This window comes from Emticicia sp. BO119, assembly GCF_013912375.1.
GTDB lineage: Bacteria > Bacteroidota > Bacteroidia > Cytophagales > Spirosomataceae > Emticicia.
In genome coordinates, this window is record NZ_JACETV010000006.1 from 15,110 (window position 1) to 27,227 (window position 12,118).

General features: G+C 36.4%; 15 protein-coding genes. 5 read left to right on the forward strand and 10 right to left on the reverse strand.

The annotated features are described in order from the left end of the window. Positions 1-8: 8 nt before the first annotated feature. The 3 genes from folB to H1R81_RS18585 all read right to left on the reverse strand — a co-directional run bounded on the left by folB (position 9) and on the right by H1R81_RS18585 (position 3,082). A complete protein-coding gene (gene folB, locus H1R81_RS18575) occupies positions 9-389 on the reverse strand; it encodes a dihydroneopterin aldolase (RefSeq protein ID WP_181842259.1) in 381 nt (126 codons plus the stop codon). 55 nt (positions 390-444) lie between these two features. Beyond that, the gene (locus tag H1R81_RS18580; protein WP_181842260.1) at positions 445-1,983 is read right to left on the reverse strand and encodes a DivIVA domain-containing protein; all 1,539 of its coding nucleotides are present in this window, start codon (positions 1,981-1,983) and stop codon (positions 445-447) included. A 193-nt stretch (positions 1,984-2,176) separates the two neighbouring features. After that, complete coding sequence (locus H1R81_RS18585; RefSeq protein WP_310588095.1) at positions 2,177-3,082, reverse strand: WD40 repeat domain-containing protein; 906 nt, start codon at positions 3,080-3,082, stop codon at positions 2,177-2,179. Between the two features lie 104 nt (positions 3,083-3,186). Between H1R81_RS18585 and H1R81_RS18590 the strand changes: the two genes are divergently transcribed. Further along, entirely contained in the window at positions 3,187-3,696 is a 510-nt protein-coding gene (locus tag H1R81_RS18590) for a phosphoheptose isomerase (RefSeq protein WP_181842261.1), read from the forward strand. Positions 3,697-3,777: 81 nt separating this feature from the next. On the opposite strand, the gene H1R81_RS18595 is transcribed toward H1R81_RS18590, so the two are convergent. Then, positions 3,778-4,968: a class I SAM-dependent rRNA methyltransferase gene (locus H1R81_RS18595; RefSeq protein WP_181842262.1), complete on the reverse strand. Its 1,191-nt coding sequence runs from the start codon at positions 4,966-4,968 to the stop codon at positions 3,778-3,780. A 130-nt stretch (positions 4,969-5,098) separates the two neighbouring features. Here H1R81_RS18595 and H1R81_RS18600 point away from each other — a divergent pair, with 130 nt between their 5' ends. After that, positions 5,099-6,097: a sugar phosphate isomerase/epimerase gene (locus H1R81_RS18600; protein WP_229251172.1), complete on the forward strand. Its 999-nt coding sequence runs from the start codon at positions 5,099-5,101 to the stop codon at positions 6,095-6,097. A gap of 65 nt (positions 6,098-6,162) precedes the next feature. Here H1R81_RS18600 and H1R81_RS18605 read toward each other — a convergent pair whose 3' ends face one another. The 3 genes from H1R81_RS18605 to H1R81_RS27480 all read right to left on the reverse strand — a co-directional run bounded on the left by H1R81_RS18605 (position 6,163) and on the right by H1R81_RS27480 (position 7,580). After that, positions 6,163-6,978: a purine-nucleoside phosphorylase gene (locus tag H1R81_RS18605; protein ID WP_181842263.1), complete on the reverse strand. Its 816-nt coding sequence runs from the start codon at positions 6,976-6,978 to the stop codon at positions 6,163-6,165. 102 nt (positions 6,979-7,080) lie between these two features. Next, complete coding sequence (gene rpmB / locus H1R81_RS18610) at positions 7,081-7,320, reverse strand: 50S ribosomal protein L28 (RefSeq protein WP_116985525.1); 240 nt, start codon at positions 7,318-7,320, stop codon at positions 7,081-7,083. An 89-nt stretch (positions 7,321-7,409) separates the two neighbouring features. Continuing rightward, positions 7,410-7,580 (reverse strand): DUF5522 domain-containing protein, encoded by a 171-nt coding sequence (locus tag H1R81_RS27480; RefSeq protein WP_181842264.1) that lies wholly within the window; start codon positions 7,578-7,580, stop codon positions 7,410-7,412. Positions 7,581-7,640: 60 nt separating this feature from the next. Between H1R81_RS27480 and H1R81_RS18620 the strand changes: the two genes are divergently transcribed. Continuing rightward, complete coding sequence (locus H1R81_RS18620; RefSeq protein ID WP_181842265.1) at positions 7,641-8,084, forward strand: GNAT family N-acetyltransferase; 444 nt, start codon at positions 7,641-7,643, stop codon at positions 8,082-8,084. On the opposite strand, the gene H1R81_RS18625 is transcribed toward H1R81_RS18620, so the two are convergent. Together H1R81_RS18625 and H1R81_RS18630 are read right to left on the reverse strand one after the other, a co-directional pair. Next, on the reverse strand, positions 8,076-8,579 hold the full coding sequence (locus tag H1R81_RS18625; protein ID WP_181842266.1) for a hypothetical protein: 504 nt from the start codon (positions 8,577-8,579) through the stop codon (positions 8,076-8,078). The genes H1R81_RS18620 and H1R81_RS18625 overlap by 9 nt on opposite strands. Before the next feature lie 42 nt (positions 8,580-8,621). Further along, complete coding sequence (locus H1R81_RS18630; protein WP_181842267.1) at positions 8,622-9,197, reverse strand: RNA polymerase sigma factor; 576 nt, start codon at positions 9,195-9,197, stop codon at positions 8,622-8,624. 136 nt (positions 9,198-9,333) lie between these two features. Between H1R81_RS18630 and H1R81_RS18635 the strand changes: the two genes are divergently transcribed. Then, the gene (locus H1R81_RS18635) at positions 9,334-9,678 is read left to right on the forward strand and encodes a DUF6249 domain-containing protein (RefSeq protein ID WP_181842268.1); all 345 of its coding nucleotides are present in this window, start codon (positions 9,334-9,336) and stop codon (positions 9,676-9,678) included. Positions 9,679-9,698: 20 nt separating this feature from the next. Here the strand turns inward: H1R81_RS18635 and H1R81_RS18640 are convergent, their stop codons facing one another. After that, complete coding sequence (locus tag H1R81_RS18640; RefSeq protein ID WP_220275262.1) at positions 9,699-10,727, reverse strand: VPS10 domain-containing protein; 1,029 nt, start codon at positions 10,725-10,727, stop codon at positions 9,699-9,701. 25 nt (positions 10,728-10,752) lie between these two features. Here H1R81_RS18640 and H1R81_RS18645 point away from each other — a divergent pair, with 25 nt between their 5' ends. Beyond that, entirely contained in the window at positions 10,753-12,117 is a 1,365-nt protein-coding gene (locus tag H1R81_RS18645) for a BatD family protein (protein WP_181842270.1), read from the forward strand. Position 12,118: the final 1 nt, after the last annotated feature.

Sequence of the window (12,118 nt, forward strand, 5' to 3'; positions counted from 1 at the left end):
CTAATCTTTCAGCCTTCTTCTACCGGAGGAAGGCTGAAAGGTGTAGTAATAGATATTTTTGAGCGTTCGCAAACACCCCCTATTGGTGGATTAAACTTGGAAACATTTACAGTAATTTGCTGAATTTCCGGGAATTGCTCCTTAACAGCTTCAATAATTTTATAGGCAATATGTTCTAATAGCCTGTGTTTGATTTTCATTACATCGGCTATTATAGTATAAACCGCTTCATAATTTACTGTCAAACTTAATCTGTCTTCCTGTGCGGCACGATTCAAATCGGCCGTGATAGCAATATCAATCGAATATTTATTACCCATTTTTTGCTCTTCATCATAATAGCCATGATAAGCAAAAAATTCTAAGCCTTCAAGAGAGATTATTCCCATAAATTATATTTAGTCAGTTACTAATTCTGATGATGGTAAACTTGAATTATACAAATCAGATATTATCAAAGAATGAGCCTCCGCTGCCATTGTCATTACTTTTGCCAATTACGTCATTCACCGTTGGCAATGGAGTACTGTCTTTTGCCTGACTATCTGATTTCTCAACCATAGCCTTGCGAATAGCTGCTTTTACTTTATTAACTTTCTCAAGCATTTCTTCTGTAATAGACTCAATATTATTGTCAACTATGGGTTTAGGCTCTTCCTTTAAATCTTCAGCTTTACTAACAGGAATTTCATGCTCCTCAGTCTTGACATCGCTCTCTTCTTCTTTCGTTGCACCGATAGTATCAAAAAAAGCTACATTGCTATCAATACCTTTCTCTTCTACATCTTCTACTATTCTACCCCCAACCAAACGGCCTTTCATTTCTTCTAATTCCTCAAAACGTCCCTCTGCTGCAAGTAAAGCTTGCTCTACCCATGTACTTGGGTCGTGCATAGCATAATGAGGGCCGGCATTTTCCAGTATTTCACGAATTTTGAAAACGGGAGTAGTAGCCAGATCTTTGAAAGTAAATATGCCTGCATCATACAATAACATTGCAATTTTTGGACCTATTCCTTCAATAAGGTCTAATTCATCAACTTTAGAAGATTCTGTAGCTGAAGTTTTTTGAACAATAGGAGTTTGAATGTCCTGTATCAAATTATGATTTGGCTCCTCTGTTTCCGCAAACTCTTCAGTTGGGCCGTCTTCTATAATATCATTCGCAGATGATTGAAAAGCAACATCTTCCTTTTTTTGGTCTTCCTGTTCAATTTCAGGCAAAGTTTCTTCAACTCTCTCTTCAGTCTCGTCACCAGTAATCTCCTCTGAAGATTCTTCCATGCCGTCTTCTGATATTGTTTCAGGTAACTCCTCCACAGACATTTCTTCACTTTCAATCAGTTCCTCAACAATTGCTTCCGTTTCAGGCACCTCTGGCTCATCTTCCCTTAAATCTGGTATCTCTATACCACCTGATAGTATATTAGAGGCTTCCAGAATTTTTTTATTAATACCTTCTTTGTCGAATTTGTCTTCAAATCGTTGCACATGTTCTAAAGTAGCATTAGAAAGGCTGCGCATCTGTACCAGCAGATTAGTCTTGTAGTGATCCATTGCCTTAAAATCTCTCTCCAGTGCCTTTACCTCTCCCAAAACTTCATCTTTTATATATTTCGCTTTGGTATGGGCATCACGCAATATTTCTTCGGCTTTAGCACGAGCTTCCTGAAGTATTTCATCACTTTTTAGCTTAGACTCCTGAATATGCTTATCGGCTTGTTGATTAGCCTGTTCAGTAATCATGGTACTGGTATCTTCTGCTGTTTTAAGTGTCTTAAATAAGGTCATTTCAATCTCTCTAAGCTTACTTGCTTCTTTTTCAGCCATTTCAAGTTGCATTCTGAGCATCTTGCTTTCGTTAAGTATGCGTTCCCACTCCTGCGAGAGATTTGCTAAAAAATTATCAACTTCTTCGATGTTGTAGCCTCTGAAAGTTTTTTCAAATTCATGTTGGCGTATTTCGAGCGGTGTAATTTTCATTTTGTCAATGTTTTATGGAAATATTAAGGCAAAATTAATAAAAAAACTATCGGTACTCTTGATTCAGATTATTTTCTTCGATTTTGCAAGGAAAGTCAGTAATTAAAACAGGTTTAATTTGCTAATATATTATAACGCTATTACTATAACTATTTTGTTAAGATTTTGATTATATATTTTTTACTTAAGGGTATTATTCAAGTAATTTCCAAACTGAAATCGTACGGTCATCACTACATGAAACAATTTGTTTTTCATAATCTGACCATAAAACCCTGTTTACAGAGGTACCATGCCCGGCGTGTCTGGCACGGTCAATTACCTTTAACAACTTCATTGTTTCAGCATCCCACACCTTTATTGACTTGTCCATACTGCAGGTAACAAATCGCTGACCGTCAGGACTAAACGATAAATGATTAATAGCAAAAGTATGCGCAACTATCTCTTCCTCCAAAGTATAACTTTGATCCACATTCCATATTTTTAGTCGGGCATCTCTGCTCCCCGATAGCAATAAAGTAAACTCAGGTGAATATCTGATGGTAAATACAGAGTTACTATGTGCCGCAATTACTTTCTTTAACTCAAATGTCTTTAAATCAAATATTTTAATCGTATTATCACTATATCCTGCGGCTAATTCTCTTTCAATGGGGTTGATTGCCAGGCATCTCACACTTGAATCCGATGCTTTAATATGTTTACGAAAACTAAGTGATTCAATATCAATTACCGATATAACGCCATTACCACCTGCAACGAAAGCATGGTTATCGTATAATTGAATATCGAAATATAACGTTGGAGCTAACTTTAGTGAACCGATTTCCAGCTTGGTATTAAGGTCGATGATATGAATACCTTCCTGATTTTGAACTATCCATAAATGATTGTGCTTTGGTACATAAGCTAACGCATAAACTGAGTTTTTCACCTTCGCAATTAATTCCCCTACATCAGGTTTTTGCAGATTCCACCTTACTACGTAGCCGTCTCCCGCAGCCGAAAAAAAACGGTGGTTTTCTCCTGATTTCTCTAAAGCATATACACAGTCTCTGTGCCCTGTAAATGTATCTATTTTTTCAACTTGCATCATGGCTTCTCATGATTTTTTCAATCATGTAGCTAATAGTTTTCTAACAATACTTAATTTTGCCTGCAAAACTAATTCTTAAATATATCCATTAATCTTTTCATCTCATGAATTTTTCGGCAGATACAGAAAAAAACATTGTTTTTAAAGAGGTAGAAAAAGTAATTACCGATTTAGGCTTCACTATTGCCAATCAGGATCAGAGCCGTCCATGGGGTGGTTTCTTTGTATTAGATGAGTCGCAGGCACCTAAATTTATCCAAACATACTTCCCACATTTAACTATCAACGATTTTGGCGTTGGGCAAAAACTAAGTCCAAAAATCCTGATAGTTGCTCCTGATAAACGTCTTTCATGGCAATATCATTTTCGCAGGGCTGAAATCTGGAAAGTGGTTGGTGGCATTGCAGGCGTAGTTACAAGCGATACAGATCAGGAAAACGATATACAAACCTTACCTTTAGGAACGATTATTAACCTGAAACAAGGCGAAAGACACCGTTTAATCGGTCTTGACCAGTGGGGTATCATTGCAGAAATCTGGCAGCATACCGACCCCGAAAATCCATCTAATGAAGAGGATATTGTTAGAGTTCAAGACGATTTCGGCCGTTAATGATCTTTCAGAATTTTTCAGATCAACATACATATAATGTTTGCTTACAGGATTTACCGTAAGCAAACATTATCCCAATCCCTATTCTACAAATAACACCAATCCCTTCAGATAACTTCCTTCAGGATGAAAAAGATTCACGGGGTGATCTGCCCCTTGTGTGAGCTGATGTAATACTCTTACTTGTCTTCCCACTTCCAAAGCAGCAGAAACAATAGTATTATAAAAAAGCTCTCTATCAACCACCTGCGAGCATGAGAACGTAAAAAGAATCCCTCCTTTAGCTAAGCGTTTGATACCTTCTATATTTAATCTTTTGTACCCTTGTACGGCCTGATGACGTTTGGCGATGCTTTTAGCATAAGCTGGAGGGTCGAGCACGATTAAATCATAAATCTGGTCATTTTGTTTCAAAAAGCCCATTACATCTTCGACATAGGCTTTATGATTATCAACTTCACCAAAATTGGCTACTACATTCTGATTCACTAATTCAATCGCTTTTTTCGAAACATCTACAGAATGTACCCATTCAGCTCCGGCTTGCAAAGCATAAATAGAAAAGCCGCCTGAATAACAAAAAGCATTAAGTACCCTCTTATTTCTGGCATATTTTGCTAATAATGTCCGATTATCTCTTTGATCAAGAAAGAAACCTGTTTTTTGTCCGGTTACCCAATCAATCAAAAATTTATGACCGTTTTCCAGTACCGAATGAGGTAAAATATAGTCAGTGTCTCCCTCAGAAAATAGATATGTATTGCTTACGGTTTTTGAAAACTCATCGGGCAACGTTTCTGCACTTTTATCATAGATCGCTACCAAACCATTTTCATACACCCTTTTTAGTGCATTGACTATTTTTTCCTTTTCACGCCACATACCAATCGTATGTGCCTGAAAAACAATCACCTGCTGGTAATAATCTAAAATCAACCCCGGAAAACCATCACCCTCACCATGTACTAACCGATAACAGGTCGTATGAGCATCGAGATGTATATTTTTTCTTAGCTCATAAGCATTATTTAGCTTTTTATACCAGAAATCTTCATCAACAGTAACCTGCTCATACGAGAAAATTTTTATGGTAATACTCCCTTTATAAAAATGCCCGGTAGCTAAATAATTACCTTTTTTATCACATACTTCTACTATATCTCCATCATCAGGTTGTCCTTCTGTTTTAGCAATTGCCCCTGAAAATACCCATGGATGTAGCCGTTTAACTACCTGTTCTTTACCTGCCTGTAAAAATACTTTTGCGTACATATTCTATTGTTAAATTCTTATTCTTTGACAAAAGAAGAAAATATAGCATTTAAAGAAAACGTTTTTACGATTTTATATTTACATTTACCTTCCTTAAAATCCAAGTAGCCTTTGTTTCTAACCCCTTAACATGATTATAAGTACTATGAAACTGAACCGTCGAAATTTTTTACGTAACACAGGCCTGTTGGCAGCTACTCCTTTATTAGCCAATCAATTATGGTCATGTACTCCCTCGTCAAAAACAGAAGAAAAAAGTGCCGATTCAACTGCTACTTCATCAATGGTAGCCGAACCCTCAGTAAAAGAATTTGGAATTCAACTCTGGACCGTAAAAGAAGACCTTATTAAAGACCCGAAAGGCGTGTTGAAAGCACTGGCAAGCTACGGCTATAAACAAATAGAGAGTTTTCAGGGCGATAAAGGCGTTTTCTGGGGAATGACAGCCAAAGAATTTAAAACACTAATGGACGATATTGGTAGTAATCTGATAAGTACCCACTGCAACCCTGATTATACCATGAAAAAAGAAACTGAAAGCGAATTCAAAAAATTAGTTGATGATGCAGCAAGTATAGGTATGAAATACTTAATCAATCCTTTTTTAGGTAGTTTGACTAAAGCTGATGAATGGAAAAGAGCCGCAGAAGGATTGAATCGCCAGGGAGAGATTGCTAATAAAGCAGGAATAAGAGTTGCTTACCACAATCATAATTTTGAGTTCAAGAAATTCGCAGATGGTTCAATGCCTGAAACTATCCTTTTAGAAGGTACTGACCCTAAATTAGTTGATTTTGAAGCAGACCTATATTGGGTAGTAGCTGCAGGTGAAAATCCGGAAGAATGGCTTACTAAATACAAAAACCGTTTCCGCCTCGTACACGTAAAAGATATATATTCCGATGTGAAAGTTGCTGAAATAACAGAAAAAGAAAAAGTAAAAGATCCTCTTTTCTCATTCTCAACTACTTTAGGCACAGGCAAAATTGATTTTCCAAGATTATTAAATGTAGCTAAACAGAATGGAGTAGACTATTTTATTGTTGAGCAGGAACGTTTTGACGGAACAACTCCATTAAAAGCAGCAGAAACAGATGCAGCTTATATGAAGAATCTGATTTTTGCTTGAAATATAATTTAAGATATAAATAAGAAAGAGTATAAATTGTGTTTATACTCTTTCTTATTTATATCTTATAAACTCCCTATTAATTCTTTTATGATAAAAGTCATTGTAGGTTCAGCCCGATAAGCAGCTTCAAGAATTCTGCTAAGCTCTGCTTTTTGCAATAACTCAGGAATCCCCATATCAGTAATCACAGAAATACCAAAAACAGGAATATCCATTTGTCTTGCTACAATAACCTCCGGGACAGTACTCATTCCAACTGCATCAGCACCCAACATTCGTAGCAATCTATATTCAGCTTTAGTTTCAAGGTTCGGTCCTGCCACGCTCACGTACACACCTTTATGAAGTCCTTCTAAGCCGTTTTGTGTAGCTATTAACAAGGCTCTTTCTACCATTTCCATTTCGTAGGGCTCACTCATATCAGGAAAACGGTCGCCCATCATATTCTCTCCTACCAATGGGTTTTCAGGTAAGAACAATGAAATATGGTCTTCAATAATCATTAAATCACTCTCCTTGTAGGTAGGGTTTAGTCCTCCGGCAGCGTTAGAAACAAATAATCTTTCAATGCCCAACATTTTCATTACCCGCACCGGAAAAGTAACCTGTTGCATGGAATAACCTTCATAGTAATGAAACCTGCCTTGCATACACACCACTTTTTTACCATTGAGTGTGCCGAAAAACAATTTCCCCTTATGAAATTCAACCGTTGCTATCGGAAAATGAGGTATATCACTATAATTAAGCGTGAAATCCACCTCCATTTCATCTGTAAGCTTTCCTAAACCTGTTCCTAAAATAATTCCGAACTGTGGTCTGAAATCTCCTGTCTGCGATTGTATATAAGCCGTAGATTCCTCAAATAATTTAAGCATGTAGATAATAAAAAATGATTTACAAAGACAAGGTACAAAATAAAACTAAAAAAAGCATGACTCTCCGAGCCATGCTTTTCAATCTGTGAACCAGATTATATCTTACAACGCCAATGTACCTTTGCGAGCAGCATCAACTAAAGTAGCCTCTAAGCCTTTTTTGTTGATTGTACGAAGAGCAGAAGTAGAAACTTTCAATGAAACCCATACACCTTCTGACTCAAGGAAAAATTTCTTGGTTTTAAGATTTGGGAAAAACTTACGCTTTGTTTTATTATTAGCGTGCGATACGTTGTTACCGACTTGCGTTCTTTTACCAGTGATTTGACAAACCTTTGCCATTGTCTTATTTAATATTTTCTATGAAAAAAAGATAATTCCTAAACGGGAGTGCAAAATTCGTAATTTTTTTGGAAATAAAAAAGTATCAGTCATTTTTTTTTGAATCCATAAGGACAATGCCGGCACCCACTCTTGCAACAATATCCCCTTTTTTTGTGATATATATCGGTAAAAACCATTAAATCACCCTCCATATAATAATCTTCTGTTTTCAACGGTGGCAAATGCGAATCTCCCTTTTTATTTTTTCTCGTCTCCAATTTTGAATTATTCTTTTGTTCTATTAACTTTTGTTTTCAATTAAACGTTTCCTTAATCGCATGAATTTGACCATCCGTCTGGCCACAATAGCCGACGTGCCTACCATTCTTGGCATCTATGCAGCAGCTTTAGACAATAATGGAGTGCTTTCAGTAGAAAAAGCACAAAAGATTTTTATTCAGCAAAGCCTTTATCCAGATTATCATGTTTTTCTTGCTGAAATTGACAATGTGGCTGTTGGCACTTTTGCCCTATTAGTAATGGAAAACATGGCACATATGGGCACCCCATCGGCAGTAGTTGAAGATGTAGGCGTATTGCCGGGCCTGCAAGGAAAAGGAATCGGAAAAGAAATGATGAAATATGCCCTTGAATATGCCAAAGAAAAAGGTTGCTATAAAATGAGTCTTTCAAGCAACCTCCGACGGGAACAGGCACACAGATTTTATGAGTCCTTAGGTTTTAAAAAACACGGTTTTAGCTTTCTGATGGAATTAACCTAAAGTAATTCTGCGATGTTTGAAATAGGGTTGCAATACCTTTCTATCAAAAAGTACCAATAATATTATCAGATTTAATAAAATCGCAATTTGAGTAAAATAACTTGTCATAAAACCGTTAATAAACTCTAAAACTTCATTAGGCTGCTCTACAGTTATTACAACTGTTGGTTGATAGAATATTGCAACAAGGATGGTAGTTAATAATACTACAAGCATTGTTCCAATGAACCCATACGTCCATTTTGCACTCCATGCTTTTTTCTTAGCCAATACAAATGCTGGCTCTTCATTCGATAGCATCTCTAATACATTAGCCGTAAAATTGAGTGATGGCTTTTCCAATGGCATTTCTGCCAACTCAAAGTGAATAGTTGCTAATTCATTAAAATATTGCTGATAGCTTACTGAATCAGCCAAAAGATGAATATGCTGTTGCAAAACTTCTGCATCAGCAACTCCATCAAGAATATCAAATATTTGTTCGTCTGTCAGCATAATTCTTTTGTTTAATTTTACGCTCTGCACCTGCCCGCTTTTTTATATTAAACTTCTTACTTCTTCTTTCCAGTGTTTTTTCATTTCTTCTGCCAGCCGTTTTCTCGCCCTATGAATCTTTACCTTGGCAGTTTCTGCGCTGATTTGAGTAATGGCCGCAATCTCTTCTAAAGACTGCTCCTTCAGATAAAACAAAGTTATTAGTAAAACATCATCTCCCTGAAGCCGTTGCATTGCCAGTCTGATAGCATTCTGGCGTTCATTTCTTCTGATTTCTTCGCTCGAATCACTCATATTACTTACTATCGATGCCTGTGTCGACGTATCAATATCTTCTGTAAAGATACGATTTTTTCGTTTCTGCATCAAAGCCGCATTAAAAACTATCCTATAAAACCATGTGGTAAATTTAGCTTCAAAGTTAAAAGTATTAACATTCCTATATACTTGTAGAAAAGCGTCTTGTGCTATTTCTTCTGCATCTTCCCGGCTATTTAAGATACGAAATGCAACAGTAAACGCATAGTCTTTGTAGCGATTAATTAACTCTTTGTAAGCTAACCTATCACCTGCCTGAATACGCTTAAGTAGGGTAATATCTTTTTGTTCGTCGTTCACTATCCCATTTGATGCAGCTTTCTAAAAAACGTTACACTCTATTAGAGAAAATATTTTTTTAAATGGCTTGTAACCTCAAATAAAATATCTGCATCCTATGCCAAAATATTGTTTCACATTTAAAAATAAATACATTATGTCTCCTGCAGTAGCTTTAGTTGTTCCAGTAACCGCAATTGTTTGTATTTCAGGTCTGCTGGCTATTTTAAGAAAATTTGAAAATGAAGAACGAATGGCCATGATTGAAAAAGGTCTTACCCCACCACAAAAAGGTAGTATGCGAGTAAACCCAGCCTCTGCTTTGCGTTGGGGTTGCTTATTTATGGGTGTTGGTTTAGGAATATTTATAGCTAATATATTCCAGAATGTAACAAACAAAGATTCAGAGGCCTTGTATCCTGCATTGATTTTATTCTTTGGCGGTCTGGGTTTGCTGGTGTCTTACTATATACAACTGAAATTAGATGAAAGACATAAATAGTTTTTAATTTCAGAATGGTTTCATTTTTTCCATTTGGCCAGATTACCTTTTGCACCAATAGCCCAGCAGTCATTTTTATAACAGGATATAGCATGGAAAGCCTCAGTATCGACGGCGTTCCATGTTTTACCCATATCTGCCGATATACCTGTTCCAGAGGTACCCACTACCAATAGGCTCTTATCTGTCAATACCCAACCCGATTCTTTCAATCCATCCGGGTTTGCTCGCTCCGTTAAAGTCCAGGTTTTTCCGCCATCATGGGTGATAGCTACATTATCCACTACTTTTTTATCTTCTTTATAATCACCTCCGGTAGCAATACCATCTTTATCCGTATAAAAGTGCAGACCAAAAATACCAGAGGTCTCTCCTTGCTTGAAAGGCGTTTCTACTACTTGCCAGCTTTCACCTTTATCAGTTGTATAAAATACCCTGCTTTGTGTATTAATCCAGGCCAGATTTTCATTTCGTGCATTTACGCAAGTACCACTCGCGGCAAAAGAAGCCTCTCCTTGTTTAATTGTGGGGAGCTTTTCTTTAGCTATTCTAATCCATGTTTCACCGTCTGAAGTTCGCAAAATATAAGGTTTATCATCAATCGGGTCTCCAATTAAAATCCCTTCTTTTTCATTCCAGAAATCAAAAGAGTCAAAAAATGCTCCTTTTTCAGTAGTCTGAAAAATGATCTTCCAAGATTTCCCTCCATCCTTAGTTTTATATATTCTGGCAGCCCCTTTATCTGCATCACCTGCGCTCATGGCATAGGCTATTTTTGCACTTGCACCATATATGTCTCTAAAATCTAAAGTTTCTGCCCCCTCTATTTTCAACACCTGCCATTTTTGCCCGCCATCAGTTGTTTTAAGTATAGTTCCTTTGGTTCCACCAGCCCATACTACTTTACTACTTACTGCACTAATAGAACGAAAAGAAGCATCAGTTCCGGCTTCTTGTTTAATCCATTGGGCTTTTACAGTAGTTATCGATAAAATTAAAATAAGAGGAAAACGTTTTTTCTTAAAAATAAAGAGAATCATATTAATCATTCAGAATAGTATCTATTTTTGTACGATGAACCAACGAATATACATATTTCTTTCAATCATTTTCTTTTTTTCAAGTTGCTTTTTTGCTCAGGCACAGGAAGAAGTAATAATAGGATTCGGGAAAAAGAATCTCCTGATTGACGAGAATTTAGTGATTAGCGTAATAATTACGGGCAACGATAAATCAAATGTAAGTATTTTTCCCGAAATACAGGGCTTTACCAAAGCAGATAGAAAAATAATACACGCTAAAGGTCAGTCTCACACTATTACGCAAAACTATACCCCTATTAAGGAAGGCTCTTTTCGGATCCCCCCTTTTGAATTAACTGTCAATGGAAAGATATACGAATCTGAATCAACAACTATAGTGGTAACCCCCCCCAAAGATGAAGCGGAAGAAGAAAATAATGAGGTAATTAGTTTAGAGAATATAAAAGATAATGCCTTTCTGGCTTTGAATGTTGATAAAAGTACAGTTTACGTAGGAGAAGGATTCAGAGTATCACTCGCATTTTATATTGCAGAAACCAATACCATGCAAATGGGATTCCCTGATGATCTCAATGCTCAGGTTGATCTAATTGCAAAAAAAATAAAATCACCGGATTGCTTAGAAGAACGAATCAATATTACAAAAATTGTAGAAGGTCACCGTACAATAAATGGCAAAAAGTATTTAACCTATAAGTTTTTCGAAGCCATTTATTTCCCGCTGAATAATCAACCGGTGAAAATTCCTGCTGTGGAGCTGAGAATGGATCAAAGTAAAAAAAATAATGCTGAAAAGGAATCAATTAGTTTCACAAATAAGCCTTTCACGGTCAAAGTACTGAACTTACCCGAACATCCGCTAAAAGATAAAGTAGTAGCAGGTAATTTTAATTTGGTTGAGCAGATTGAAACCAGAAAAATTAATACTGGCAAAAGCTTCAACTACAGCTTCAGGATAGTAGGTCAGGGTAATTTTTCTACTGTTAGTGTTTCATCTCCTTCCAACGATAGCTTCTTCGATTTTTACCCCCCAGAAGTAAAGGAAATACATAATAACGATTTCACTATTCAGGAAAAGGAATTTCGTTATCGGGTAGTTCCTAAAGATTCGGGTCAGCAAGCCTTGAGCAAATATTTTTATTGGATATATTTTAATACTAAAACTGAATCTTACGATACGCTCAAATCAAAAATAAAGATAAAAATCCTGGGCAAAGCCATAGCCGATAAAGAGTCTGGTACTTCAGAAGATATATTTGCTGGCATTGATAAGTTAGATACTTCAACTATTCAGACAAATTATCAGGAAGTAGTTAAAAATATCTCAAACCTCCTGATAATCTGTATGGTAATGGGATGTATATACTTATTTAGTTGGAGACGACGGATAAAATAAT

Excerpts from the sequence above, each read along its gene's own strand:
- H1R81_RS18635 (WP_181842268.1), top strand. The coding sequence starts at position 9,334 with ATGTCTCCTGCAGTAGCTTTAGTTGTTCCAGTAACCGCAATTGTTTGT.
- H1R81_RS18580 (WP_181842260.1), bottom strand. The coding sequence starts at position 1,983 with ATGAAAATTACACCGCTCGAAATACGCCAACATGAATTTGAAAAAACT.
- H1R81_RS18605 (WP_181842263.1), bottom strand. The coding sequence starts at position 6,978 with ATGCTTAAATTATTTGAGGAATCTACGGCTTATATACAATCGCAGACA.
- folB (WP_181842259.1), bottom strand. The coding sequence starts at position 389 with ATGGGAATAATCTCTCTTGAAGGCTTAGAATTTTTTGCTTATCATGGC.
- H1R81_RS18590 (WP_181842261.1), top strand. The coding sequence starts at position 3,187 with ATGAATTTTTCGGCAGATACAGAAAAAAACATTGTTTTTAAAGAGGTA.
- H1R81_RS18585 (WP_310588095.1), bottom strand. The coding sequence starts at position 3,082 with ATGATGCAAGTTGAAAAAATAGATACATTTACAGGGCACAGAGACTGT.
- H1R81_RS18645 (WP_181842270.1), top strand. The coding sequence starts at position 10,753 with ATGAACCAACGAATATACATATTTCTTTCAATCATTTTCTTTTTTTCA.
- H1R81_RS18620 (WP_181842265.1), top strand. The coding sequence starts at position 7,641 with ATGAATTTGACCATCCGTCTGGCCACAATAGCCGACGTGCCTACCATT.
- H1R81_RS18600 (WP_229251172.1), top strand. The coding sequence starts at position 5,099 with ATGATTATAAGTACTATGAAACTGAACCGTCGAAATTTTTTACGTAAC.
- H1R81_RS18595 (WP_181842262.1), bottom strand. The coding sequence starts at position 4,968 with ATGTACGCAAAAGTATTTTTACAGGCAGGTAAAGAACAGGTAGTTAAA.
- rpmB (WP_116985525.1), bottom strand. The coding sequence starts at position 7,320 with ATGGCAAAGGTTTGTCAAATCACTGGTAAAAGAACGCAAGTCGGTAAC.
- H1R81_RS18625 (WP_181842266.1), bottom strand. The coding sequence starts at position 8,579 with ATGCTGACAGACGAACAAATATTTGATATTCTTGATGGAGTTGCTGAT.
- H1R81_RS18640 (WP_220275262.1), bottom strand. The coding sequence starts at position 10,727 with ATGATTAATATGATTCTCTTTATTTTTAAGAAAAAACGTTTTCCTCTT.